Source organism: Antrihabitans cavernicola, from assembly GCF_008297975.1.
In the GTDB taxonomy this organism is placed as follows: domain Bacteria; phylum Actinomycetota; class Actinomycetes; order Mycobacteriales; family Mycobacteriaceae; genus Antrihabitans; species Antrihabitans cavernicola.
In genome coordinates, this window is the sequence record NZ_VLNY01000001.1 from 79,108 (window position 1) to 102,772 (window position 23,665).

General features: G+C 64.3%; 26 protein-coding genes and 1 tRNA gene. 12 read left to right on the plus strand and 15 right to left on the minus strand.

What is annotated here, in order from left to right:
- Positions 1 to 334: 334 nt before the first annotated feature.
- Positions 335 to 871, plus strand: a complete 537-nt coding sequence (locus tag FOY51_RS00380; RefSeq protein WP_149428238.1) for a phage holin family protein — start codon at positions 335 to 337, stop codon at positions 869 to 871.
- The gene (locus FOY51_RS00385; protein WP_149428239.1) at positions 871 to 1,800 is read left to right on the plus strand and encodes an alpha/beta fold hydrolase; all 930 of its coding nucleotides are present in this window, start codon (positions 871 to 873) and stop codon (positions 1,798 to 1,800) included. Before FOY51_RS00380 ends, FOY51_RS00385 begins: the two co-directional genes overlap by 1 nt.
- Here the strand turns inward: FOY51_RS00385 and FOY51_RS00390 are convergent.
- Genes FOY51_RS00390 through nth form a run of 4 tightly spaced genes read right to left on the minus strand, consistent with a single transcriptional unit; the run spans position 1,797 to position 5,071 of the window.
- Positions 1,797 to 2,987 (minus strand): MarP family serine protease, encoded by a 1,191-nt coding sequence (locus FOY51_RS00390; RefSeq protein WP_149428240.1) that lies wholly within the window; start codon positions 2,985 to 2,987, stop codon positions 1,797 to 1,799. The two genes, FOY51_RS00385 and FOY51_RS00390, sit on opposite strands and share 4 nt — an antisense overlap.
- Positions 2,984 to 3,751 (minus strand): NUDIX hydrolase, encoded by a 768-nt coding sequence (locus FOY51_RS00395; RefSeq protein WP_149428241.1) that lies wholly within the window; start codon positions 3,749 to 3,751, stop codon positions 2,984 to 2,986. Before FOY51_RS00395 ends, FOY51_RS00390 begins: the two co-directional genes overlap by 4 nt.
- Positions 3,748 to 4,389, minus strand: a complete 642-nt coding sequence (locus tag FOY51_RS00400) for a TlpA family protein disulfide reductase (protein WP_149428242.1) — start codon at positions 4,387 to 4,389, stop codon at positions 3,748 to 3,750. Before FOY51_RS00400 ends, FOY51_RS00395 begins: the two co-directional genes overlap by 4 nt.
- A 1-nt stretch (position 4,390) precedes the next feature.
- Positions 4,391 to 5,071 (minus strand): endonuclease III, encoded by a 681-nt coding sequence (gene nth, locus FOY51_RS00405; protein ID WP_235916085.1) that lies wholly within the window; start codon positions 5,069 to 5,071, stop codon positions 4,391 to 4,393.
- A 186-nt stretch (positions 5,072 to 5,257) separates the two neighbouring features.
- Here nth and FOY51_RS00410 point away from each other — a divergent pair, with 186 nt between their 5' ends.
- The gene (locus tag FOY51_RS00410) at positions 5,258 to 5,530 is read left to right on the plus strand and encodes a hypothetical protein (protein WP_149428244.1); all 273 of its coding nucleotides are present in this window, start codon (positions 5,258 to 5,260) and stop codon (positions 5,528 to 5,530) included.
- A gap of 210 nt (positions 5,531 to 5,740) precedes the next feature.
- The gene (locus FOY51_RS00415) at positions 5,741 to 6,415 is read left to right on the plus strand and encodes a Crp/Fnr family transcriptional regulator (protein ID WP_149428245.1); all 675 of its coding nucleotides are present in this window, start codon (positions 5,741 to 5,743) and stop codon (positions 6,413 to 6,415) included.
- A gap of 42 nt (positions 6,416 to 6,457) precedes the next feature.
- Here the strand turns inward: FOY51_RS00415 and FOY51_RS00420 are convergent, their stop codons facing one another.
- From FOY51_RS00420 to sp36, 3 genes are read right to left on the minus strand one after another with little or no spacing between them, the layout of a single operon-like run.
- Positions 6,458 to 7,240 carry an MBL fold metallo-hydrolase gene (locus tag FOY51_RS00420; protein WP_149428246.1) on the minus strand — a complete coding sequence of 261 codons (783 nt, stop codon included), beginning with the start codon at positions 7,238 to 7,240 and terminating at the stop codon, positions 6,458 to 6,460.
- Positions 7,241 to 7,259: 19 nt separating this feature from the next.
- Complete coding sequence (locus FOY51_RS00425; RefSeq protein ID WP_149428247.1) at positions 7,260 to 7,718, minus strand: RidA family protein; 459 nt, start codon at positions 7,716 to 7,718, stop codon at positions 7,260 to 7,262.
- Between the two features lie 4 nt (positions 7,719 to 7,722).
- Positions 7,723 to 7,887, minus strand: coding sequence for a Sp36 family protein (gene sp36 / locus FOY51_RS00430; RefSeq protein ID WP_149428248.1), 165 nt, complete (start codon positions 7,885 to 7,887; stop codon positions 7,723 to 7,725).
- Between the two features lie 54 nt (positions 7,888 to 7,941).
- On the opposite strand from sp36, the gene bagA reads away from it, so the two are divergent.
- Positions 7,942 to 8,958 (plus strand): ATPase BagA, encoded by a 1,017-nt coding sequence (bagA, locus tag FOY51_RS00435; RefSeq protein ID WP_149428249.1) that lies wholly within the window; start codon positions 7,942 to 7,944, stop codon positions 8,956 to 8,958.
- Positions 8,955 to 10,076, plus strand: a complete 1,122-nt coding sequence (bagB, locus tag FOY51_RS00440; RefSeq protein WP_149428250.1) for an ATPase BagB — start codon at positions 8,955 to 8,957, stop codon at positions 10,074 to 10,076. Before bagA ends, bagB begins: the two co-directional genes overlap by 4 nt.
- 102 nt (positions 10,077 to 10,178) lie before the next feature.
- On the opposite strand, the gene FOY51_RS00445 is transcribed toward bagB, so the two are convergent.
- A complete protein-coding gene (locus FOY51_RS00445; protein ID WP_149428251.1) occupies positions 10,179 to 10,502 on the minus strand; it encodes a WhiB family transcriptional regulator in 324 nt (107 codons plus the stop codon).
- A gap of 304 nt (positions 10,503 to 10,806) precedes the next feature.
- On the opposite strand from FOY51_RS00445, the gene FOY51_RS00450 reads away from it, so the two are divergent.
- Entirely contained in the window at positions 10,807 to 13,188 is a 2,382-nt protein-coding gene (locus tag FOY51_RS00450; RefSeq protein ID WP_149428805.1) for a penicillin-binding protein, read from the plus strand.
- A gap of 3 nt (positions 13,189 to 13,191) precedes the next feature.
- Here the strand turns inward: FOY51_RS00450 and FOY51_RS00455 are convergent, their stop codons facing one another.
- On the minus strand, positions 13,192 to 13,656 hold the full coding sequence (locus FOY51_RS00455; RefSeq protein ID WP_149428252.1) for a GatB/YqeY domain-containing protein: 465 nt from the start codon (positions 13,654 to 13,656) through the stop codon (positions 13,192 to 13,194).
- Positions 13,657 to 13,724: 68 nt separating this feature from the next.
- Between FOY51_RS00455 and FOY51_RS00460 the strand changes: the two genes are divergently transcribed.
- From FOY51_RS00460 to FOY51_RS00470, 3 genes are all read left to right on the plus strand, one after another.
- The gene (locus tag FOY51_RS00460; protein ID WP_149428253.1) at positions 13,725 to 14,687 is read left to right on the plus strand and encodes a metallophosphoesterase; all 963 of its coding nucleotides are present in this window, start codon (positions 13,725 to 13,727) and stop codon (positions 14,685 to 14,687) included.
- Between the two features lie 41 nt (positions 14,688 to 14,728).
- Positions 14,729 to 14,802 (plus strand) — tRNA-Pro (locus FOY51_RS00465).
- Between the two features lie 116 nt (positions 14,803 to 14,918).
- Positions 14,919 to 15,353 (plus strand): DoxX family protein, encoded by a 435-nt coding sequence (locus FOY51_RS00470; RefSeq protein ID WP_149428254.1) that lies wholly within the window; start codon positions 14,919 to 14,921, stop codon positions 15,351 to 15,353.
- On the opposite strand, the gene FOY51_RS00475 is transcribed toward FOY51_RS00470, so the two are convergent.
- Genes FOY51_RS00475 through FOY51_RS00485 form a run of 3 tightly spaced genes read right to left on the minus strand, consistent with a single transcriptional unit; the run spans position 15,343 to position 18,789 of the window.
- Positions 15,343 to 16,401 (minus strand): alpha/beta fold hydrolase, encoded by a 1,059-nt coding sequence (locus FOY51_RS00475; protein WP_149428255.1) that lies wholly within the window; start codon positions 16,399 to 16,401, stop codon positions 15,343 to 15,345. The genes FOY51_RS00470 and FOY51_RS00475 overlap by 11 nt on opposite strands.
- A 54-nt stretch (positions 16,402 to 16,455) precedes the next feature.
- On the minus strand, positions 16,456 to 17,985 hold the full coding sequence (locus FOY51_RS00480) for an acyl-CoA synthetase (RefSeq protein WP_149428256.1): 1,530 nt from the start codon (positions 17,983 to 17,985) through the stop codon (positions 16,456 to 16,458).
- Positions 17,986 to 18,789, minus strand: coding sequence for an SDR family NAD(P)-dependent oxidoreductase (locus FOY51_RS00485; RefSeq protein WP_149428257.1), 804 nt, complete (start codon positions 18,787 to 18,789; stop codon positions 17,986 to 17,988).
- Between the two features lie 175 nt (positions 18,790 to 18,964).
- On the opposite strand from FOY51_RS00485, the gene FOY51_RS00490 reads away from it, so the two are divergent.
- The gene (locus FOY51_RS00490; RefSeq protein ID WP_149428258.1) at positions 18,965 to 19,606 is read left to right on the plus strand and encodes a TetR/AcrR family transcriptional regulator; all 642 of its coding nucleotides are present in this window, start codon (positions 18,965 to 18,967) and stop codon (positions 19,604 to 19,606) included.
- On the opposite strand, the gene FOY51_RS00495 is transcribed toward FOY51_RS00490, so the two are convergent.
- The 3 genes from FOY51_RS00495 to FOY51_RS00505 form a co-directional block, all read right to left on the minus strand.
- On the minus strand, positions 19,599 to 20,459 hold the full coding sequence (locus tag FOY51_RS00495) for a class I SAM-dependent methyltransferase (protein WP_149428259.1): 861 nt from the start codon (positions 20,457 to 20,459) through the stop codon (positions 19,599 to 19,601). The two genes, FOY51_RS00490 and FOY51_RS00495, sit on opposite strands and share 8 nt — an antisense overlap.
- A gap of 227 nt (positions 20,460 to 20,686) precedes the next feature.
- Positions 20,687 to 21,169 (minus strand): NUDIX hydrolase, encoded by a 483-nt coding sequence (locus tag FOY51_RS00500; RefSeq protein ID WP_149428260.1) that lies wholly within the window; start codon positions 21,167 to 21,169, stop codon positions 20,687 to 20,689.
- A gap of 21 nt (positions 21,170 to 21,190) precedes the next feature.
- Complete coding sequence (locus tag FOY51_RS00505; RefSeq protein ID WP_149428261.1) at positions 21,191 to 22,648, minus strand: catalase; 1,458 nt, start codon at positions 22,646 to 22,648, stop codon at positions 21,191 to 21,193.
- Positions 22,649 to 22,821: 173 nt separating this feature from the next.
- Here FOY51_RS00505 and FOY51_RS00510 point away from each other — a divergent pair, with 173 nt between their 5' ends.
- On the plus strand, positions 22,822 to 23,436 hold the full coding sequence (locus tag FOY51_RS00510; protein WP_149428262.1) for a hypothetical protein: 615 nt from the start codon (positions 22,822 to 22,824) through the stop codon (positions 23,434 to 23,436).
- The last annotated feature ends 229 nt before the right edge of the window (positions 23,437 to 23,665 follow it).

Below are 23,665 nucleotides of genomic sequence, written 5' to 3' on the forward strand. Positions count from 1 at the left end.
GCCAATTGCTTGATCGGTATGTATCTCAAAGATAGGTAGAGCTCGCGAAGTTCTCCCATGACACATGTCATTATTTCACCCGTGAAACAACGGCGATAGATCGATTCGATAGATATCGCGGACACTGCACGCGCGGTCGTGCGGGCCTGTTCGCCCGTCGGTGCCCGCGGCGTCGCGGTTCACCGATAACCTGACACCGGAAGCCAACTGCGGCGATGTCGATTGCGCCTTCGGCGATGTCGATAGGGCCTTCGGCAACGTCGAAGCCGCGATCGGCGTTAGTGTTGCGACGCGGCACGCAAGACTTATCGACGACAACCGGAGGGTCGACAACGTGAGCTTCACCAATCGCAGCAACAGTCGCAACGACGGCGGTCGGCACGCCGCTCACGAGGTGGGCGCTCCCGACACCATCTCGTCGATTCCGCTGTCCGACGTCCAGGTTCCCGGCGAGGGCAGCATCGGCAATCTGGTCAAGGATGCGACCGCCCAGGTGTCGACGCTGGTCCGCGCCGAGGTCGCGCTGGCGAAGGCCGAGGTGACCGGCGAGGTCAAGAAGGGTCTGCAGGGCAGCATTTTCTTCATCCTCGCGCTGACCGTGCTGCTGTTCAGCTCGTTCTTCCTCTTCTTCTTTCTCGCCGAACTGCTCGACGTGTGGTTGGCGCGCTGGCTCGCCTTCCTGATCGTGTTCCTCGCGATGGTGTTGTTTGCAGCGCTGCTCGGTCTGCTCGGCTTCCTCCGTGTTCGCAAGGTGCGCGCTCCCGCCAAGACCATCGACTCGCTCAAGCAGGCGCGCACGGTTCTCCCCACCGGCGGATCGACTCAGAACGGCATCGCAGGTAAACACTCCGGCGGCGCTCTCACGCGTTAGTGCCCGACTACCCCGACCCCTCGACGGTCCGCTTCGACGGGCCATGGACCCATCGCGACATCCACGCCAACGGCATCCGCTTCCATGTCGTCGAGGCAGGACCCGCCCGGACCGATGCCCCGCTCGTGGTGATGCTGCACGGCTTCGCCGACTTCTGGTGGTCGTGGCGGCATCAGCTGATCGGCCTGGCCGATGCCGGATTCCGTGCCGTCGCAGTCGATTTGCGCGGGTACGGGGACACTGACAAACCACCACGCGGCTACGACGGCTGGACGCTCGCGGGTGACATCGCGGGGCTGATCCGCGCGCTCGGCCATGCCGACGCCACACTCCTCGGCCACGCCGACGGCGGTCTGGTCTGTTGGGGCACAGCGGTGTTGCACCCTCGCTTGGTGCGGTCCATCGCGTTGATCAGCTCGCCGCATCCGATCGCGCTCAAGCGCGGCGTCCTGCGCGACGCCCCGCAGCGGCGGGAATGGCTACCGACCTTCCTGCGCTACCAGATGCCGGTGCTACCCGAGCGACGGCTGACCGACGGTGACGGTTTCGAGGTGGAACGGCTGCTGCGGACCCGATCGGGTCCGACGTGGCCGCGTACCAGGGAATTCACCGAGGCCGCGCGCAAGATGCGATCGGCCATTCAGATTCCGGGCGTCGCACACTCGGCGCTGGAATATCAACGCTGGGCATTTCGTAGCCAATGGCGACCGGACGGGCGCCGATTCATGGCGACCATGGACCGCACGATCGATATCCCCGTGTTGCAGATCCACGGCGACCACGACCCGTACATCTCGATCGCCACCCTGCAGCGATGCAAGAAGTGGGCGCCACATCGGCAGCTGCACAGCATTCCCGGCGTCGGGCACTACGCCCACCAAGAGGCGCCGGACGACGTCAACGCGGAGTTCGTGCGTTTCGCGTTCTAGACGATGCAGGCGCCGGTGTCCACGGTGTCGCGCACCTGCGGTGCTGCCGCGAGCTGCTTGGCGATCTCCTTGTTGGTGAGGACGAATCCGGTGTCGCTGTTGTCCACTGCCGCACCGAACACCACGCCGAGCACACGGCCCTGGTCGTCGACCAACGGTCCGCCCGAGTTGCCCTGCCTGATCTCGCCGCGCACCGTGTAGACCTCGCGTTCGACGGTCCCGGAGCGGTAGATGTTGGGCCCACTGAGATCGAGTGTCTCGCGGACGCGCGCGGCGCTGGCGTTGTACGGCCCACCGCCCGGATAGCCGAGCACGATCGCGTTGGCACCGGTCTGCGCGGCCTCGGGCGCCATCGTCAGGGCAGGGGCCTTCAGTCCCGGCACCGACAGCACCGCGATGTCGACGGACGGATCGAACAGGACCACATCGGCGTCCAGTGGACCGTCCGCGGTGTCGACGGTGACGCCCGACGTTCCCGCGATCACGTGGGCGTTGGTCATCACGCGTTCCGGCGCCACGACGAAGCCGGAGCCTTCCAGCGCGCGCTGGCAGCTGGGTGCGACACCACGAATTCGGACGACGCTCTGCTGCACCGCGGCAGCGACCGGGCTGGCGGCAATACTGGGATCGGGTGGCTCGACGGTGGCGATCGGTGTACGACCGAACGGGCCGATCACGTCCGGCAACCCGGAAGTATCGAGCAGTGCGGAGAACTCCTTGGGCAGTTCGCGCATCCAGTCCGGAGCGATGTCGTCGACCTTGCTCAAGACCTTCGAGCCTCGCACCGCGGTGGCAACATCGGGCTGCGACGAACTGGTCAGCGGCACCGCCAACAACCACGCTGCCACCAGAACGGCAACGGCCTGCAACACGGCGCCGATCACACTGTCCACCGAACGTGCTGCGGGACTGTGCATTCCGCTGCGGGCCGCACGACCCAGCACCATCCCCGCCACCTCGCCGACGATCACAAGGGTGACGATCAGCAGCACGCCTGCCAACACGCGGGCCCGGCCTTCGGAGACGTGAATCAGAATGTGCGGCGCGATCAGGATGCCCGCAACCGCGCCGAGGATGACACCCAGGAAGGCCAGCGCCGACGCCACAGCGCCTTGCCGCCAACCGGACGACGCCGCGAGCAACGCAACGAGCACAACACCCAGGTCGAGCCAACTGGAGCCGGTCACTGTCGGGAGCTCTTTTCCTCGGCGAACGTGGTGGAATCCGATCGCAGTGACGGCGAGTCCGGCACCGGCGACTGCAACAGGCTATCGGTCATACCTGCCTCGGCCAGCGTCGACTCCAGATCGCGCACATCGGAGTGGTCCCACGGCAGTTCCCAGCCGGAGACGGCGAGCAGTCCGGCAAGGATGCCACCGGTGAACCCCCACACCAGCATTCCCTCGACCATGAACGCGGGACCTCGGTAACCGAGCGGATGACGGACGACGAAGCGATTCGCCGGCTCGAGCAGGGTGTGCACGGAAACCGGGACCACACGTTCGGCTTCGGCGGCGTCGACCACTCCCACCGGGCTGGGGGTGCGCCAGTACGCGACGACGGGGGTGACGTCGAATTTGGACGGCGGCACGAAAATTCCGGGCAGCACTGCAAGCGGCTCGACGCCCGACGGATCCAGGCCCGTCTCCTCTTGCGCCTCCCGAAGGGCCGTCGCGATCGGACTGTCGTCGCCCTGATCGGCACCGCCGCCTGGGAACGCGACCTGACCGCTGTGCTGACGCAGGGTCGACGCGCGCTGGGTAAGAAGGACTTCTGCATCGGCGGGTAGCGCGGCCGACTCGGCCGAGCCGCCGAACAAGACGAGGACGGCGGCGCGCCGCGCATCCTGGGTGGGGGTCGGATAGCGGCTGAGAACCGGGTTGGTACCGGTGGTATCGGTGGGAACGATCTCCGCGACCCGACGCAACCATTGCGGTGTCGAGGCACTCATACGCTCACTCCAAGGGTGCGCTGCACTTCCGCGGCGATCTCGTCGACACTGGCAAACGGATGCGCCACCACCTCGGCGACGCTGCCGTCGGCCCTGATCAGCACCGAGACCGGCAGTACCGGCGGCGCGGACACCGCTGTTCGCAATCGGCTGTCGCCGTCCTGAAAGCCGGGCAGCCGAACGGACAGATCTGCAAGTCGGGCGAGGGCCTTCGCCTCGCTGGGATCGGAGTGCACCGTCAGCACGTTAACCGCCCCACCTGTGCGCGCCGCAAAGTCAGCCAGAATCGGCAGCTCCTGGGCGCACGGTGCGCACCAGTACGCCCACAGATTGATCAGTGCAGGCTTGCCCGCGAGTGCCGATCCGAGGTCGATCGGAACACCGTCGTGCAGGCAGGTCAGGGACAGCCCGGCGAGCGGACCGTTCGCCGGTCTCGCACCGGCGGCAGGCTGCGGACACGGCGCGAGCTGCGCCGCCAATGCCGGATCGACGGGCTCCACCTGGGCCGACGGCGTATCGGCCCGGACGTCGGCGCCACGATCGGGCTGGTCGTGGCCGCGCGGCCAGATCGCCACGATCAACGCGATCACGACAACGAGGGCAGCAAGACTCCACCGAGCGGTGTTGGAAATCCTCATCTCACAGACCGGCCAGTTCGAGCAGGTGCTCGACCTCCGGTCCCCGGAGCAACTTCGCGGCGGCTTCGGGTTCGGTGGGACCGATCCCGTAGGACGGGCAATCCTTGGCCAACACGCATACCCCGCACGCAGGCTTCTTGGCATGACACACGCGTCGGCCGTGGAAGATCACCCGGTGCGACAGGATGGTCCAGCCCTTTTTCTCGATCAGCTCGCCGATCGCGTGCTCGACCTTGACCGGATCTTCTTCTGTGGTCCACCCCCACCGGCGGACGAGGCGACCGAAATGCGTGTCGACGGTGATGCCGGGGATGTCGAAGGCGTTGCCAAGGATGACGTTGGCCGTCTTGCGACCGATACCGGGCAGCGTCACCAAGTCGTCGAGGGTGTTGGGAAGCTCACCATCGAAGCGCTCCAGCAGGGCCTGGCCGAGCCCAATCAGCGAGTTGGTCTTGTTGCGGTAGAACCCGGTCTGTCTGATCAGCTCTTCGATATCGGTGCGCTCGGCCTCGGCGTAGTCGCGGGCCGAGCGGTAACGGGCGAAGAGCGCCGGCGTGGTTTCGTTGACCTTCTTGTCCGTGCATTGCGCGGAAAGGATTGTGGCAACGGCTAATTCGAGCGGAGTAGTGAAGTCCAGCTCACAGTAGACATACGGAAATGCTTCCCCGAGGCGGCGATTCATGCGACGGGCGCGTCGGACCAAACCCAGCCGCGTCTCGTCGCTGCGGGAAGTTGCAGTCCTACCGCGTGTTTCGCTGCCCTTTTCGCCTGATTCTTTCGCTGGCACCTCACAACTGTACGGACATCCACCGACAAAGAATCTCCAACCGTGTTCCTTCTGAGACCTTCGCCGTGTTTACTCACCGGTATGCAAGGACTCGCTGTGGTGCTCTTTCCAGTGCTGCTGATTCTGTTTGCACTCGCCATGGAACGGGTCGAGTCACGTCTCAGCCGCTTGAACGTGCGCGAACAAGAGGTCCAGGAGTTCCTCGACAGGGCCAATACAGCCGAGGTCGCCGCACTCGCGCAGGGCAGCATGCCCGATGCGCTCGCCCGATTCCAACGCCGCCGCAATCCCGGCAGCAACAAGTCCCTCGAAGCTGACGACGACCGCGAACTGAGCGCCCGTAAGGCCAGTTGAGCGCCGAATTCCCCGCGACACAATCGCACCGCGCGGCCAATTCTCGCCGCACCACGTGGCCTCTGTCACTACTGTGAGAGCAGTGCGAAGTAGACTTCACTGTCAATCAAACTTCGCTGCCCGGTTCAGCTCGCGCGAAACAGACATGAACGCGCGAATAAATACGGGTCGCATGTCGTCGGACCGAAACATTTCCCTGAAGGAGCACAAGTGGACGAGGCCCTGGCCAGAGCCGGCATCTTCCAAGGCGTCGAGCCCTCGGCGGTCGCCGCCCTCACCAAGCAGCTGCAGCCGGTCGATTTTCCGCGCGGCCACGTCATCTTCAACGAGGGTGAGCCCGGTGACCGGCTGTTCATCATCGTGTCGGGCAAGGTCAAGCTGGGTCGTCGCTCCCCGGACGGCCGCGAGAACCTGCTGACCATCATGGGTCCGTCCGACATGTTCGGTGAGCTGTCGATCTTCGATCCCGGCCCGCGAACCTCGACGGCGACGACCGTCACCGAGGTCCGCGCGGTGAGCATGGACCGCGACGCGCTCAAGTCCTGGATCACCGATCGACCGGAGATCGCCGAGCAGTTGCTCCGCGTTCTCGCTCGTAGACTGCGCCGGACGAACAACAACCTCGCAGACCTCATCTTCACCGACGTCCCCGGCCGTGTCGCGAAGCAGCTGCTCCAGCTCGCACAGCGCTTCGGCACGCAGGAGGCCGGCTCCCTGCGCGTCACGCACGACCTGACGCAGGAAGAGATCGCCCAACTGGTCGGTGCCTCACGCGAGACGGTCAACAAGGCGCTCGCGGACTTCGCGCATCGCGGTTGGTTGCGTCTCGAAGGCAAGAGCGTGCTGATCGTCGACTCCGAGCGCCTGGCGCGGCGCGCCCGATAGTTACGGCGCGGCGCGCCCGATAGTTACGGCGCGGCGCGCCCGCTAGCTCCTGAGGTAGTCGAGCTGGGCCTTGACCGACTGACGCGCGGCGGGCCACAGCTTCTTGTCGACGTCGGCGTAGACGTGCCGCACCACTTTCATCGGCTTCGCGTCCTGGCCGAGGGTGTCGAGTGCGGCGCGCACCTGGTCCAGTCGTTGCTGGCGGTGCGCGATGTACATCTTCGCCACGGCGGCGGCATCGGCGTGGTCGGGACCGTGCGCGGGTAGCAGCGCTTTACCGGCGCCCGCCTCGACCAGGCGATCCATCGACGCCAGGTAGTCGGCGAGCGTGCCGTCGCTGGCATCGATGACGGTGGTGCCTCGGCCGAGAATGGTGTCACCGGTCAACACGGCGTCGTCGAGAACGAAGCTGACGGAATCCTTGGTGTGACCGGGGGTGGCGAGCACCCGAATCTGCAGGCCCGCCGCCTCGATGACCTCGCCGTCTTCGAGGGGCCGGTCGGAGTCGCGCAGGAATTTCGGATCGGCCGAGCGCACCGGGCTACCGGTCCGCTTGATATGGCGTTTCAAGCCTGCGGTGTGATCGAAGTGCCGGTGCGTGATCAGCGTCAGCGCGACCGGACCCGCCAACTCGGCGATCTTGTCGATGTGCGCCTTGTTCCGCGGGCCCGGATCGACGACCACGCACTCCGCGCTACCTGTCCCGCGAAGAATCCAGGTGTTGGTGCCGTCGAGGGTCATCTTCCCCGGATTGTCGGCCAGCAGAACGCTTGCCGTTGGGGTGACCTGTCGCAACTGCTCGTATGCGGGGTGAGCGATAGCCATGCCGCCAGCGTATGCGGCGTCAGCGCACTTCGGCGATCAGCTCAACTTCCACCGGTGCACCGAGGGGCAGTTCCGAGACACCGACCGCCGAGCGTGAGTGCACACCCGCGTCACCGAAGACAGAACCGAGAAACTCCGATGCGCCGTTGATCACTTGTGGCTGCCCGGTGAAGCCCTCCGCGGACGCCACGAAGCCGACCACTTTGACGATCCGAACGACGGCGTCGAGACCCACCGCGTCGTGCACCGCGGCCAACGCGTTCAGCGCGCACGTCTGTGCTGCCGCCTTCGCGTCGTCGGGGCTGACGTCGGCACCGACCTTGCCGGAAAACTGAAGCTTGCCGTCGATCATCGGCAGCTGCCCCGAGGTGTAGACGAACGAGCCGGAACGCACCGCGGGGACATACACCGCAACGGGTTTCGTCACCGGAGGCAGTTCGATGCCCAACTCCGCGAGGTTGGCTTTCCAGTCGCTCATCGGTTCAGTCCTTCGGCCGCTTGAGGTACGCGACATGCTGCTCACCGGTCGGTCCTGGAAGGACGCTGACCAGCTCCCAGCCGTCGGTGCCCCACTGATCGAGAATCTGCTTGGTCGCATGGGTCAGCAGCGGCACGGTCGCGTACTCCCAGCGGGTCAGTTCACTCATGCGGTGAGCGTATCCCGCGTACGTGCGTAGCCGTCGACCTATAGGCTCGGATCCGTGTCTGCACCGAATAGTCCACGCGAGGACAAGTGGCCGGAGCGCGCCGACAAGGCACGCCTGCACTATGTCTCCGGCAAGGGTGGCACCGGAAAAACCACGGTAGCCGCCGCTTTGGCGCTCGCACTCGCGGCAGGTGGCCGTCGTGTGCTGCTGGTGGAGGTGGAGGGCAGGCAAGGAATCGCGCAGCTCTTCGACGTTCCACCGTTGCCGCCGACCGAAACCAAGATCGCAACCGCGGACGACGGCGGCGAAGTGGTCGCCCTCGCCATCGACACCGAGACGGCGTTCCTCGAGTACCTCGAGATGTTCTACAACCTCGGCTTCGCAGGCCGCGCGATGCGGCGAATGGGCGCGATCGAATTCGCGACCACGCTCGCACCCGGTCTGCGCGACGTGATCTTGACCGGCAAGATCAAGGAGTGCGTGATCCGCGTCGACAAGTCGGGCCGCAACGTCTACGACGAGATCGTGGTCGACGCTCCCCCGACCGGTCGTATCGCCAGCTTCCTCGACGTGACCAAGGCGATGGCCGAGCTGGCCCGCGGCGGGCCGGTCGCCAAACAGAGTGAGGGCGTGTCGAGCCTGCTGCACTCCGACGAGACCATGGTGCATCTGGTGACGCTGCTCGAAGCGCTGCCGGTCCAGGAGACCGCCGACGCCATCGCCGAACTGCAAGCAGCCGACCTGCGCGTCGGCACCGTCGTGGTGAACCGCGCGAACAACGGCTTCCTTCCGAAGGACGCGCGCGCGGAGGCCGCCAAGGGCAACGTCGACGTCGAGGCAATCCGCAAGGGTCTCGACAAGGTCGGAATCGCGTTGTCGGAGGACGACTTTGCGGGCTTGATCACCGAAACCATCGAGCACTCGGCAACTTTGCAGGCACAGGACGACAGCGCGGCCGACCTCGCGAAGGTGGACGCGGCGCGCATGTATCTGCCTGCCTTGCCCGAGGGCGTGGATCTTGGCGGGCTGTACGAATTGGCAGCCATCTTGAGCGAACAGGGCGTGCGATGACCACCAGGAACACACCGGTGCTCGACGTAGCGGGGATCTTGGCAGACAAGCGCAACCGCATTGTCGTCTGCTGCGGCTCGGGCGGTGTCGGTAAGACGACGACGTCGGCGGCGTTGGCCTTGCGTGCCGCGCAGGAAGGCCGAAAGGTGGTGGTGCTCACCATCGATCCGGCCAAGCGGCTTGCGCAGGCGCTCGGCGTCGAAGCGTTGGACAACACACCGCAGCCGGTCGCTCTCGGCGAGAACTTTCCCGGCGAGCTGCACGCGATGATGCTGAACATGAAGCGCACCTTCGACGACATGGTGATCGAGCACACGACGCCGGAGAAGGCAGAGCAGATCTTCGCCAACCCCTTCTATCAAACTGTGGCGTCGTCGTTCGGTGGCACGCAGGAATACATGGCGATGGAGAAGCTGGGTCAGCTTGCGGCGAACCAGGATTGGGACCTGATCATCGTCGACACACCGCCGTCGCGAAACGCACTCGACTTTCTGGACGCGCCGAAGCGCCTGGGAACGTTTCTCGACGGCAGGATGATTCGACTCTTCACCGCTCCCGGTCGCGGCGTCGGCCGATTGGTCACCGGCGCGATGGGATTGGCACTCAAGGGTGTGTCCACCGTCGTCGGTGGTCGAATGCTCACCGACGCATCGACTTTCGTGCAATCGCTGGACTCGATGTTCGGCGGTTTCCGCGAGCGAGCGACCAAGACGTTCGAGCTGTTGTCCAGGGAGGGCACGAATTTCATCGTCGTCGCCGCTCCCGAGCCGGATGCGCTACGGGAAGCGTCGTTCTTCGTCGACCGACTCTCCAGCGAGCAGATGCCGCTGGCCGGTCTGGTCCTCAACCGCACCCATCCGACGCTGCTGTCGCTGTCGTCGGAGAACGCACTGAGCGCAGCCGAGCGACTCGAAGCCGAGCAGGACGACGACGTGACCGCCGCGGTGCTGCGCGTGCACGCACAACGAGCGGTGACGGCACGGCGCGAATTGCATCTGCTGCAGCGGTTCACGAGCGCACACCCTCGCGTTCCGATCGTGGGTGTGCCGTCGCTGCCGTTCGAGGTATCCGACCTGGCGGCGTTGCGAGCCGTCGGCGATCAACTCACCCGCGGATAGGTACAGAATTGTTATGCGCTGCAGGCAATTAAAAGGCCTGCAGTGTGAAAAATGCGCATTTCGAACAGGTTCCGGACTTGCGCGTCGATCGACGCGCGGCGATTACATCGCAGGCTGATGGTGGCGCTGGGACTCGAAGAAGTCCGACCACGATTCGACTTCTGGATGCTGCTTGAGCAGCGCGCGACGCTGCCGTTCGGTCATTCCACCCCACACGCCGAACTCGACCCGATTGTCGAGCGCGTCTGCGCCACACTGCATCAGAACAGGGCAATGGCGGCAGATGGTGGCCGCCTTCCGCTGCGCTGCACCTCGGACGAACAACTGGTCAGGGTCTACTTCTCTGCATCTAGCTTGTGCAACCCACGCGATACGGGCTTCGGCTTCCTCTACGTCCAGTCGAGCGATCGGGGTGGTCATGTGCATTCGGTTTGCCCCTTTGCAGTCCGAACACCGAGTTCACGGCGCTCCAAGAAAGTACGCATAGCAAGCGGGCTCATATCTGACCCTCCCGCGAGCTACACCACATTCCGTGTTCAGTGTTAGCTGTATCACACTGCCCACAATCTAAGTAATCGGTAGCCGCGTGCGCAAGTCCGTGGGCGGAATTTTTGGTACGCCCGTCCATAGGGCCCGAGGAACCCGAGCTCGGAACACGGCCCACACCCGGCGGCTCTCGTTCACCAGCGGGCGGACACGTACTCTGTCTAGCGTGTCGGTGCCTAATACGATTGCGAAGCTGGCCGGTTGCTGCCTGCTGGCAGCGGTCCTCCTCGCTGGTCTGCTGTTTCCGATAGCCGGCGGGTTCGGCTTTCTCTCCAACAGAGCGGCCGACACTGTCGACAACGTCTCCGCCGAGTTGGTCGAGGGCACAGTCCCCGCCGTCTCGACGATGGTGGACGCGGCGGGCAATCCGATCGCGTGGCTTTACGAGCAGCGCCGGTTCGAAGTCCCCAGCGACAAGATCTCCAACGAGATGAAGCTGGCGCTGGTCTCCATCGAGGACAAGCGCTTCGCCGAGCACCAGGGCGTGGACTGGCAAGGCACCCTGCGCGCGTTCCTGACCAACACCTCGAGTGGCGAGGTGCAGCAGGGCGCATCGACGATCGATCAGCAGTATGTGAAGAACTACCAACTGCTGGTGGTGGCCAAGACCGACGCCGAGCGTCGGGCCGCGATCGAAACGACGCCCGCCCGCAAGATCCGTGAGATCCGGATGGCGCTGACGCTGGACAAGAAACTGACCAAGGACGAAATCCTCACGCGCTACCTCAATCTGGTGCCGTTCGGTAACTCGTCGTTCGGCGTTCAAGACGCGGCGAAGACGTACTTCGGCGTCGACGCCTCGCAGCTGACGTTGACGCAGGCGGCGATGCTCGCAGGCATGGTGCAGAGCAGCTCCAAGCTCAACCCGTACACCAACCCGCAGGGCGTCACCGAACGCCGCAACACCGTGTTGGACACGATGATCCAGAACATTCCGAGCCGTGCCGACGAGATTCGTCAGGCAAAGACTCAGCCACTCGGCGTGCTGCCGGAACCGCAGGGCCTCCCGCGCGGCTGCATCGCAGCAGGCGACCGCGGCTTCTTCTGCGACTACGCACTGCAATATCTGGTCAATGCCGGCATCAGTCGCGAGCAGATCGACAAGGGCGGCTACCTGATCAAGACCACCCTCGATCCGGCCGTGCAGAATTCGACGCATTCGGCCGTTGTCTCGAACACCAACCCGAATCTCGACGACATCGCCGAAGTGATGAACGTGATCGCGCCCGGTCAGGATTCGCACCGGGTGCTGGCGATGGCAAGCAGCAGAACCTACGGACTCAACGGCGACGCCAAGGAAACCGTTCAGCCACAACCGTTCTCGATGGTCGGCGACGGCGCGGGATCGATCTTCAAGATCTTCACCACCGCCGCGGCGATGGAAAAAGGCTTGGGCACCAACGCAACTCTCGACGTTCCCTATCGGTTCGAAGCCAAGGGGATGGGTAACGGCGGCGCCAAGAACTGTCCGCCCGCCACCTACTGCGTCGAGAACGCGGGCAAGTACGCGTCGACGATGTCGGTGACGCAAGCGTTGGCGACGTCACCGAACACGGCGTTCGTCAAGCTCATCCAGGCGGTCGGCGTGACACCGGCGGTCGACATGGCGGTCCGGCTCGGCATGCGCTCGTATGCGGCGCCCGGCACGTCCGGCCAGGGCGATCAGAGCCTGGCGGACATGATCAAGGAGCAGAACCTGGGCTCCTTCACCCTCGGCCCGACAGCGATCAATCCGTTGGAACTGTCGAACGTGGCGGCAACCATCGCGTCCAGCGGTAAGTGGTGCCCGCCGAACCCGATCGACTCGATCTTCGACCGTGAGGGCAAGCCGGTCCCGCTGACGCAGCAGGCGTGCGAGCAGGTACTGGATCCGGGTCTGGCGAACACGCTCGCCAACGCGCTCAGCAAGGACGACCAGGGCGGCGGCACTTCGGCCGGCTCCGCAGGCGCCACGGGCTGGAACTACCCGGTGTCGGCGAAGACCGGTACGACGGAGACGCACAGGTCGTCGGCGTTCCTCGGCTTCACCAACGCCTACGCGGGCAGCGCCTACATCTACGGCGATACGCCGACACCGGGCGAGATCTGCTCGTTCCCACTGCGCAACTGTGGTGACGGCGACCTGTTCGGCGGCAACGAACCCGCCCGCACCTGGTACAGCGCGATCAAACCGGTGATTCCGCTCGGTCCACCGCCCGCACTGCCGCCGATCGATCAGAAGTACGCCCGCGGTTCGCAGAACGCACAAGTCCCCGATGTGACCGGCATGGGGCAGGGTGCCGCGACCGCCGAGCTGGCGGGCGCCGGATTCCAGGTCAACGAGGTCACTGTCAACGGTGCGCAGACCAAGGGCATCGTGACGGGATCGGCACCGGCGGGTTCGGCCGTGCCGGGTTCCACCGTCACGATCTATGTCAGCGACGGCAGCCAGAAGTCGGCTCCGGCACCGCGCCCCAGTTCGGCACCGCGCCCGTCGGGAACACCGCCACCACCTGGTGCCCCGCCGGCGTCACCGCCTGCGTCGCCACCGGCAGCACCGCCGGCGGAGCCGACCAGACCTCGGTAGCGGTTACAGGCGGGCTTTGACGGCTGCCGAGACTCGGGAGCCGTCGGCCTTGCCTGCCGCCAATGCGTTGGCGGCCTTCATGACCTGGCCCATCTGACGGACGCTCGGCCGTTCGCCGAGTTCTTCGGAGACCTGCGCGATGGCGGTGTCGGCGACGTCGGCCAGTTCGGCGTCGGTCAGCGGCGTCGGCAGATATTCGTCGATGATCTGCGCCTCGGCGCGTTCCTTCGCAGCCAACTCACCGCGACCGTTCTCGGTGTACACCTCGGCTGCCTCGCCGCGCTTCTTCGACTCCTTCGCGAGCACTTTCAGGACCTCGTCGTCGCTGAGTTCGCGGGACTCTTTGCCTGCGACCTCTTGGGTCTGCACGGCTGCGATCAGCATTCGCAGCGTCGCCAAACGCAGCGCATCCTTCGCCTTCAACGCAGCTGTCATGTCCGTGCGCAGTTGTGCTTTCAGTTCTGCCATGGGCAAAACGCTACGCGCCGGGCGGTATTTGATGCGCCGACTTTTCGCGTGGCCCGTATCCTGACTAGGTGTCAGCCATATCCAGCACTGTTCTGAAGCGCACCGCCGCGGGTACCGCGGGCGCCGCAGCCCTCGGTATCGGGTACGCCTCGCTCGTCGAACGCAACGCCTTCACGCTGCGCGAGGAGACGCTCCCGGTGCTCGAACCGGGGACCTCCACGCTGCGCGTCTTGCACGTCAGCGATCTCCATATGACGCCAGGGCAACGACTCAAACAGAACTGGTTGCGCGAGCTGGATCGGCTCGAACCCGACCTGGTGATCAACACCGGCGACAACCTGTCGCATCAGAAGGCCGTGCCTGCAGTCGTCCAGTCGATGGGTGGATTGCTTGCTCGCCCAGGGCTTTTCGTGTTCGGCAGCAACGACTACTTTGCACCGATCCCCAAGAACCCGCTGAAGTACTTCAAGAAGGATCACAAGCGCACGCATGGTGACCCGCTGCCGTGGCGGGACCTGCGGGCAGCGTTCACCGAGCGCGGCTGGCTCGACATCACGCACGTCCGACGTGAGCTGGAGGTCGCGGGCGTGCGGATCGCAACGGCCGGCGTCGACGATCCGCATTTGCAGCGCGATCGATACGACACGATCGCGGGCGTGCCCAACCCGTTGGCCCATCTGCGGCTCGGGCTCACACATTCGCCGGAGCCGCGCGTGCTCGATCAATTCGCCGACGACGGCTACGACCTGGTTCTCGCCGGGCACACCCACGGTGGCCAACTGTGCTTGCCGTTCTACGGCGCGCTGGTGACCAACTGCAACATCGATCGGTCGCGGGTCAAGGGCCCGTCGAAGTGGGGCGAGCACATGCAGTTGCACGTCTCGGCGGGTATCGGAACGTCGCCGTGGGCGCCTGCGAGATTCTGCTGCAGGCCCGAAGCCACGCTGCTCACGCTGGTGCCCGCTCCGCGTCGCGAGCCGCACACCGATGCCGACCATGGCGTTTCGCATTCGGAAGCGGTGGTGCGCTAGACTTCGCTGGTTGCTTTCGCAAGAGGCAGCAGGCTTCAACACGGGGTGTGGCGCAGCTTGGTAGCGCGCTTCGTTCGGGACGAAGAGGTCGTGGGTTCAAATCCCGCCACCCCGACTCGTGTTGAGACGGACACAATCGGCTCCGACCTTTCACTAGGTCGGGGCCGATTTTGTTTGCGAACAATTCGAACTTAACTTGAAGCTTCAACCTAGACGTGGCACATTGGAGCCATGACTTCGACAACCTCGCGTGACATCGCACTGCTGATCGCTCGCATCGGCCTCGGCATCGTCTTCATCGCCCACGGCTGGCAGAAGGTGGTGACCAACGGACTCGACGCAACCAAGACCGGCTTCACCGGAATGGGCGTGCCGGCTCCGGCATTGTCGGCGTACTACGCCGCGTTCGTCGAGTTGGTCGGTGGCGCAGCTCTGATCCTCGGCGTGCTGACGTCCATCGTCAGCGTGCTGTTGCTGCTCGACATGGTCGGCGCGTTCTTCACGGTGCACATCGACAAGGGCATCTTCGTCTCCGACGGCGGCTACGAGTTGGTGCTGGTCCTCGCGATCGCATCACTGCTGTTGGCGGCCTTCGGTGGCGGCCGCTTCGCCGTCGATGCGCTCTTCCGCCGGAAGAATTCGACGCGAACCACTGTCACTGCGTAGCGAGCAGGTCTTTCAGATGCTTGTCGACCTGCGCCATGTATTCGGGCTGCAGGCCGAACAGGCCGAGGTGACCGCTGACGTTCGCGATGACACGCAACTCGCTGCCCGGCACCAGCGCCTGCTCGGCGGCGCAATCGCGAACCGGGAAGAACATGTCCTCGTCGATCGGCATCACGAACATCGTCGCGGTGATCCGACCGAGCGCCTTGGTCAGATCACCGTCGGTGTGACGTGACACGTCACCGCGCTGCCACTTCCACGCTTGGGCGAGCAGGTCGTTCGGATCCATCGCGCCGAAGTACGCCTCCATGAATCCGGTCTGAAAGCTTTCCATGCTGTCGAACCCGAGCGGTCGCCACGCCTCGGTCTTCCAGAACTCGGTGGAGTACCCGACGACGGACCAGATCTTGGCATGTCGGGCGAGCCCGGCTGCGACGTCAGTGTTCGACGCGTATTCGCCGCCGTTCCAACCCGGGTCGGACTGGATCGCCTCGTTCAGCGTGTCGGTGAACAGGAAGTCGTGCGGGGTGTTCTTCGCGGTGCCCGCGATGGCTGCGGCGCGGAGCAGCTTGTCCGGAAATCGCACCGCCCACTCGTAGGTCTGCTGCGCGCCCATCGACCCGCCTACGACCAGCGCAAGTTGCTCGATCCCGAAATGCTCACGGAGCAAACGCTCTTGGGCTACAACGTCGTCGCCGATGCGCACCTTCGGGAACGCGGACATCGAGATCGAGGCATTGGCGCCGTCCGCATTGTGCGGTGACACGGACAGTCCGTTGCCTATCTGATCGACGCAGACGATGAAGTACTGCGTCGGGTCCAGCGCGTGCTCCGGTCCGATGTAGACGTCGCGGAAGATCTGGTGCGTGCCCGAATACCAGGTGGTCACGAGTATCGCGTTGTCCTTGTCGGCATTGAGTTCGCCGAACGTGGCAACCGCGAGCAGACAATCCGGAATGGTCCCGCCCTCTTCGAGGTCGAGCGAACCGATGCTGATCAGGTCGTAGTCGCCGTGCGTATCGTGCGAGTAGTACGCATTCTCGATCATGCCTTCAAGGCTTCCACAGCAACAGTGCTGCGACACCTGCCCGATCAGACGGGCTCATCGAGCCAGCAGTTCCGCCTTCATGTCGTTTTTCAGTATCTTGCCCACCTTGGAGCGCGGCAGATCAGGTCGGGTGACAATCTCCTTGGGCGCCTTCACACTTCCGATCCGCGACTTCACGAATGCGATCACCTCGTCCGGCACCACGGTGCGGCCTGCGTGCGGCTGCACGACGGCGACGACGCGCTCGCCCCACTTGTCATCCGGCAGCCCGATCACTCCGCAATCCTGGATGTCGGGATGCTCGAGCAGTGCCTGTTCCACTTCGACCGAGTAGACGTTGAACCCACCGGTGATGATCATGTCCTTCGCACGGTCGACGATGTAGAGATAGTTCTCCTCGTCGAGGTAGCCGATGTCGCCGGTGTGGTGCCAACCGAACTTCGACGCCTCCGCGGTCGCCGTCGGATTCTTGTAGTAACCGGCCATCACCAGCGAACTCCGCACCACCACTTCACCGCGCTCCCCCGCCGGCAGCAACCGTCCGTCGTCGGCCATGATCGCGACCGTCACCAACGGACCAGGCCGACCGGCGGACGAGAGTCGTTGCACGGCAATCGATCCGTCCGACGCGAAGTGTTCCTTCGGCGGCAGCATCGAGATCATCATCGGCGCTTCGCTCTGACCGAAGAGTTGCGCGAACACCGGTCCGATCCGGCCTATCGCTTCCTCCAGCCGAGCCGGTGACATGGGCGCCGCGCCGTACCAGAAGCATTGCAGCGACGAGAGATCCGCATCCACAAGATCTGCGTGTTCGAGCAGCATGTAGATGAGTGTCGGCGGGAGGAAAGTGTGCGTGACGCCATGCTGCCGAACCAGACGGAGGAATTCGGCGAGGTCGGGCTTCGGCATGATCACCACCTGGCCGCCGAGCGCCATGATCGGAAAACACAAGACGCCCGCAGCGTGGGTCAGCGGTGCGAGCGCAAGGTAGACCGGCCTGCCTTCGAACGGATAGCCCATCAACGTCAGCGCCGACATGGTTTCGATGTTGCGCCCGGTCAGCATGACGCCCTTGGGTTTTCCCGTCGTCCCACCGGTTCCCACCAGCAGTGCGACGTCGTCCACCGGTTCTTCGACGAGCTCGATTTCGGCGGCGGTGAGCCACTGATCGAACTCGAGCGCATCCGCACCGGGCCCGTCGAGGCAGACGACGGTTTTCAGCTTCGGCAGTTCGGGTCTGATCTTGTCCACCAGCGCCTGGTACGAACCCTGGTAGATGAGGCAGCGGCAGTCGAAAAGGTCCAGTAGTTCCCGATTTTCGGCGGCCTCGTTGCGAGGATTGACCGGACACCACACGGCACCCGCTCGACTGATCCCGAAGACGCAGCTGAACGCGATCGGATCGTTGCCGGACAAGATTGCCACTTTGTCGCCGGGCCGAACCCCGGAGCACCGCAACGCTTCTGCGACACGACCGCTCAGCCGTGCAACGTCGTCGTAGCTGAAGCTGCGCTCGCCCATCGTGAGGCACGGCGCATCGCGGCCCAGCGATGCGCCCTTGTCGAGATAGTCGGCCAGGCGCATCTACATGCCCATGCCGCCGTCGACGGGCAAGCCGATGCCGGTGACGAACCGCGCCGCATCCGATGCGAGGAACACGACGGCGTCGGCCATGTCGGCGACCTCGCCCAGCCTGCCGAGCGGCGTCAGTCCGATGACGTCGCCGACGGCGGCTTCGGCCGACGGCCAGAGTCCGAGCTTCGCCATGTCCGACGCCAGGCCCAAGCCCATCTCGGTGGCAACGAGACCCGGGTACAGACAGTTGACGCGCACGCCGTAGCCGAGTTTTCCGCTCTCCTGAGCGGCCACACGCGTCATCCGATCCACCGCCGACTTGGTTGCCGAGTATCCCGCGATACCGGGGAACGGGATGGTCGCAGCAACGGACGATACGTTGATGATGGCGCCGCCCTTGCCCGCCGGGCCATCGGGACGCATTGCGCGGAGGCCGTGCTTCATACCGAGCATCGGGCCGACGATGTTCACCTCGCACATGCGCCGAACGTCGTTCGCGTCGATGTCCACCACCAGCGCCGAAATCTCGATACCGGCGTTGTTGACCAGAATGTCGAGGCCGCCGAGTTCGGCAACCGTGGCCGTGATCGCGACCTCCCACGCGGCGTCGTCGGTGACGTCCAATTTGACGAATCCTGTTGTCGCTCCGTCTTTTCCGATTGCCTCTGCGGTGGCCTTGCCGGTTTCTTCGGCGACGTCGCCGATCATCACCGAGGCACCCGCATTGGCGAGCGCCTCGGCCATGCCTGCTCCCAAACCTTGGGCACCGCCGGTGACTAGCGCCTTGCGGCCGGCCAGATCGAAGACACTCATGCGACTTTCCTCCAGGATGAGAAGTGATGTGGCTCACAGCCTAACATTGTTGGACGACTGTCAAGCTTTTATTGGGCAGCTGTCAAGACGGCCGATTCGAGCCGTGCCGTCCGGCGGTACACTGAGCCCGCACGGGGGTGACATTCCACCCCTTCGAGACGGAAAGCAACGCTGTATGTCGGTCGCGGAAACCAATTTCGACAGGATCGCGCGCCGCCGAGTCGACAAGTTCGCCGAGCGGCGAGATCAGCTTGCCGAGGCGGCGTTGCACACCCTGTCGGAACTCGGCTACGCGCGAACCAGCTTGCGTGAGATTGCGCAGAACTCGGAGTTCTCGCACGGCGTTCTGCACTACTACTTCCGCGACAAGGTCGACCTGATCACGCACTGCGTGCGGTTCTACAAAGCGCGGTGCGTCACCCGGTACGACGACGTCGTCGCTACCGCGCAAACTCCGTCGGATCTGGAAGACGGGTTCGGCGCGGCGATGTCGGCGACGTTGCGCGAAGAGGCGACAATGCACCGCCTCTGGTACGACCTACGTGCACAGTCGATGTTCGAGGAATCGTTTCGCGACGACGTCGCCGATATCAATGCCAGCCTGGAGAACATGATCTGGCGGATCGTCACGCGCTACGCCGAAATTCTCGAGGTGCAACCCGTGCTGTCGTCGCGCGTTACCTACGCGATGTTCGACGGCGTGTTTCAGCACAGTCTGCTCGAATTCCTTTCGGGCAGAACAGAAGCCGCCGACGACCTGGTCGAGGACGTGAAGGACGTGTTGCGCGCGGCGCTGCCAGGCGCGGCGACTACTTGACCAGCGTGTATTGCACCTGATCGAAAAAGCCGCGCCGAAATCTTTCCGCACAGCCGGTGAGATAGCGCAGGTAGCGCTGATAGACATCGCTTGACGTGATGCTGATCGCCTCGTCACGGTGCTCCATCAATGCGGCCGACCAAATATCCAGCGTCCGTGCGAAGTGGGTGCGCAGGCTCTGCATATGCTCGATTCGGAATCCGGCGGCATCGACGCTGTCCTGTACCCACTTCGCCTCCGGCACGACTCCGCCGGGAAAAACCTCGTCCTGCAGGAATTCGCCGAACAGCTTGTACTCGTGATCGGCGGGCAGCCCTCGATCGTGCAGCGCGAAGCGATCGAAGCCGATGACCGTCTGCACCAGCATGCGCCCACCCTCGGGGAGCAGTGAGAAGCAATGCACGAAGAAGTCGTCGTAGCGCTCGCGAGGGATCTGCTCGATCGCTCCGATCGCCAGAACAGCGTCGACCGGCGTGCCGAACTGATCCCAGTCGGCGAACTCGACTTCCGCGATTCGCCACGGCGGCACTCCGCGCAGTGCTCGACGCGTGTACTCGTATTGATTGCGACTGTGCGTCAAGCCGTACGCGTGGGCGTCGTACTCGGCAATGGCTCGCAGCATCGCGGAACCCCAGCCACTACCGATGTCGAGGAGTCGCTTGCCGGAACCGAGTTCGAGCTTGCCGAACGCAAGATCCATATTGGCAAGCTGCGCTTCCTCGAGCGTCATGTTCGGTTCCGCGAAGTAGGCGCAGGTGTAGGTCATGGTGGGGTCGAGGAACAGGGCGAAGAAGTCGTCCGGCGGATCGTAATGCGTCCGGACATCTGCGACGAGACGTGTCGACTTTCCCATTTGCGACCCTCCTCAGAGACCTCCCCGACTGCGATCCATTTAAGATTCGGAGCCGCGGGGCAAAAGGATGATCTTGTAGCAACATGCGATACGAAAATGTTGCGTGACGAATGCTGCTCGCGGTCCGATGATCTAAGTAAGAGGAGGGAAAATGGAAACTCTCATAGTGTTTGCGCTGGCCTGCGTCGTCTACTGGTTCGGCCTGCTGTAGTCGTTGCGTAAGTACGTCACTCGTCGAACACGACACCGGTGTCGCGCAGCAGCGTGACCAGCCTGTTCAGTACCGGAACCTGCCCCTTGACCAGCTTTGTCCGCGCCGTCGCGCAATCGGCCCACTCAGCCCGATCGATCTCGGGAAAACTCTGGGTGCGGCCCGATCGCGGCGGCCATTCCATGTCGAAGGTATTGCTTTCGATGCCGCCTACGTCGACGTCACCTTCGACGGCGTAGGCGGCAATCTTCTTCGAGCTCGACTGCTTGAAGACACCCAGATCGACCAGCTGACCCGCAGGCACCGGGGAACCGATCTCTTCTCGGTACTCCCGGGCCGCGGCCGTCCGTGGATCTTCGCCGTCATCGCATTCGCCTTTGGGGATCGACCATGCGTGCTCGTCCTTGCGCGCCCAGAACGGACCGCCCATGTGCGCGATGAGCACACGCAAAGCACCGTCCTCGACCTTGTACACAAGCACACCCGCGCTCAGAATCACGCCGACCCTCTCCGGAAGTGCCTATTTCTTCTGACCGGCACGCACTCCTTCTTCGACCTTCTTGCCGAGGTCCGGATCCACCTTGCTCCAGTAGTCGAATACTCGCACGAGCACGGCTTCGGAGACGCCGTCGGATGCGTGACCGACGATGTTGTCGACCAGTCGTTCGCGCGCCGCGTCGTCGAGCACCTCGCGAACCAACGTGCCCGCCTGACCGAAATCGTCGTCCTCGGCGTGCTGAACGTAGCCCGCCCGCACTGCCTCGCCGTCGAAGGCCCACAGGCCTTCGTCACCAGCGAGTTCCGGATCGGCGTGGGGACCGCCGTAGGAATTGGGCGCGTAGGGGCGCACGTCCGGTGGATTGAACGTGTAGCGCATCGGACCCTCCTTGGAGTAGGAGTTCACCTCGACCTTCGGCGCGTTGACCGGCAGCTGCGCGTAGTTGGTGCCGATGCGGTAGCGATGCGCGTCGGAGTAGGAGAAGACTCGACCCAGCAGCATCTTGTCGGGCGAAAAGCCTATTCCTGGAACAAGATTCGACGGCTCGAACGACGACTGCTCGATCTGCGCGAAGAAGTTCTCCGGGTTCCGATTCAGCGTCCACTTGCCGACGTCGATCAACGGGTAGTCCTTCTGCGACCACACCTTGGTCAGGTCGAAGGGGTTGAAGCGATAGCCCTCGGCCTCGTCGAGCGGCATGATCTGCACCTTCACCGTCCAGCTGGGGAACTCGCCCCGGTCGATGGCGTTGTACAGATCCGCGCGGTGATGGTCGGGGTCGCTGCCCGCCAGCGTGTCCGCCTCGTCCTGGGTCAGGAACTCGATCCCCTGATCGGTCTTGAAGTGGTACTTGACCCAAAAGCGCTCGCCTGCGGAATTGATCCACTGATAGGTGTGCGAACCGAAGCCGTCCATGTTGCGCCAGGTCTTCGGGATGCCGCGGTCGCCCATCAACCACGTCACCTGATGGGCCGACTCGGGGCGCAGGGTCCAGAAATCCCACTGCATGTCATGATCGCGCAATCCCGAACCAGGCAAACGCTTTTGGGATCGGATGAAGTCGGGGAACTTGATGGTGTCGCGAACGAAGAAGATCGGAGTGTTGTTGCCGACGAGGTCGTAGTTGCCGTCCTCGGTGTAGAACTTCATCGCGAAACCGCGCGGATCGCGCCAGGTGTCCGGGCTGCCCTGCTCGCCCGCGACGGTCGAAAAGCGCGCCAGCGATTCGGTTTTCGCGCCCGGCTGAAACAGCTTGGCCTTGGTGTACTTGCTGACGTCGTGCGTGATCTCCAGCTCGCCGAATGCGCCGCCACCCTTGGCGTGGACGATGCGCTCCGGAACCCGCTCCCGGTTGAACTGTGCCAACTTCTCGATGAGGTAGTGATCGTGCAGCAGGATCGGACCCTGTGGTCCAGCGGTGAGCGACTCGTCGTCACTCGCTACGGCAATGCCGGTGTTCGTGGTTGTCGGCTTGGTCATCACGAAGCCTCCTAGGCTGGTTGGCTGTAGCAGATTCCGAGCGGGCAGGCTCGGACGAACCCCAATGCGTCAATTCGATTGTCTTGACTATGCCGCGTCTACGGAGGAGTTTCGGGAAAGTCCCGGTGGCGCCGCGAGTTCGGCACCGCCCATTCGCTTGCCATACTGAGCCCGTGATCTGGCCAGTGGTGGTCGACGATGAACCGTTTCCCGACGACCTGACCTGGCACGTCGGCGACACGGTCAGCGCCCAATTGTCGTGGACACAGGAACCGACGGCCTGGGGACAAGACGACGTCGAACCATTGCTCGTCAGCGGACTGTTCGCGGTCGACTACCGGTCGGCTGAGCAGGCTGTCGTGCGGGCCGGCAGACTTGCCGCCGTCTGGCAGGACCCGGCCGACCTCGCTGCTGGTCGGCACCGACTTGCCGGAGTCCTCACCCACGACCGATATCTCGCGCTCACGACCAGCCCTGTCGTCACCAGAGCCACCGTTGCGAGCATCGACGCTGTCCGCACCCAATACTTCCTCGACGGCGGGCACTGGGTTGCGATCGCCGGGACGACGGACACGGTGACGGTCCCGTCGTGCGACACCACCTACCTCGTCGACGAGACCCTGTCCGCCGCAGACGATCTGTCTGATGGCCACTGGGTGGCAGGCACATCCGCGGACAACCAAGTACTCGACGGCGATGCCTTCGACCAACGCTTCCCAACGCGAAACAAGCCGCGCACCGCCCGCCGAGCGCGCTGGTTTCGCGTTCAATTGGAGGTCGGGGAATAGACCCTCGACAGTCGCGGTTGGACCCTCTGTCGGCGTCCGGACAAGCCCCGGGCCCCACCCCATTTGCCGATACGTTCGGCCTACCGCCGAGAGGCGCCTGTGGGACGTCGACCTCGAAGGCCGCCCACCACCACCCCCGGTTGGCGGCCTTCGGTCTTCACCGGTCCGAACGCACAGATCTTCCAGTTTCTCTCCGACAGTGGCAGCGGCCAGCTGATTCCGAAGTAGG

Coding starts and splice junctions, on each gene's coding strand:
- FOY51_RS00395 (WP_149428241.1), bottom strand. CDS start 3,751: ATGAGTGCCTCGACACCGCAATGGTTGCGTCGGGTCGCGGAGATCGTT.
- FOY51_RS00400 (WP_149428242.1), bottom strand. CDS start 4,389: ATGAGGATTTCCAACACCGCTCGGTGGAGTCTTGCTGCCCTCGTTGTC.
- bagB (WP_149428250.1), top strand. CDS start 8,955: ATGACCACCAGGAACACACCGGTGCTCGACGTAGCGGGGATCTTGGCA.
- FOY51_RS00455 (WP_149428252.1), bottom strand. CDS start 13,656: ATGGCAGAACTGAAAGCACAACTGCGCACGGACATGACAGCTGCGTTG.
- FOY51_RS00410 (WP_149428244.1), top strand. CDS start 5,258: ATGCAAGGACTCGCTGTGGTGCTCTTTCCAGTGCTGCTGATTCTGTTT.
- nth (WP_235916085.1), bottom strand. CDS start 5,071: ATGAATCGCCGCCTCGGGGAAGCATTTCCGTATGTCTACTGTGAGCTG.
- FOY51_RS00490 (WP_149428258.1), top strand. CDS start 18,965: ATGTCGGTCGCGGAAACCAATTTCGACAGGATCGCGCGCCGCCGAGTC.
- FOY51_RS00475 (WP_149428255.1), bottom strand. CDS start 16,401: ATGATCGAGAATGCGTACTACTCGCACGATACGCACGGCGACTACGAC.
- FOY51_RS00495 (WP_149428259.1), bottom strand. CDS start 20,459: ATGGGAAAGTCGACACGTCTCGTCGCAGATGTCCGGACGCATTACGAT.
- FOY51_RS00470 (WP_149428254.1), top strand. CDS start 14,919: ATGACTTCGACAACCTCGCGTGACATCGCACTGCTGATCGCTCGCATC.
- FOY51_RS00505 (WP_149428261.1), bottom strand. CDS start 22,648: ATGACCAAGCCGACAACCACGAACACCGGCATTGCCGTAGCGAGTGAC.
- sp36 (WP_149428248.1), bottom strand. CDS start 7,887: ATGAGTGAACTGACCCGCTGGGAGTACGCGACCGTGCCGCTGCTGACC.
- FOY51_RS00485 (WP_149428257.1), bottom strand. CDS start 18,789: ATGAGTGTCTTCGATCTGGCCGGCCGCAAGGCGCTAGTCACCGGCGGT.
- FOY51_RS00480 (WP_149428256.1), bottom strand. CDS start 17,985: ATGCGCCTGGCCGACTATCTCGACAAGGGCGCATCGCTGGGCCGCGAT.
- FOY51_RS00445 (WP_149428251.1), bottom strand. CDS start 10,502: ATGCACATGACCACCCCGATCGCTCGACTGGACGTAGAGGAAGCCGAA.
- FOY51_RS00420 (WP_149428246.1), bottom strand. CDS start 7,240: ATGGCTATCGCTCACCCCGCATACGAGCAGTTGCGACAGGTCACCCCA.
- FOY51_RS00425 (WP_149428247.1), bottom strand. CDS start 7,718: ATGAGCGACTGGAAAGCCAACCTCGCGGAGTTGGGCATCGAACTGCCT.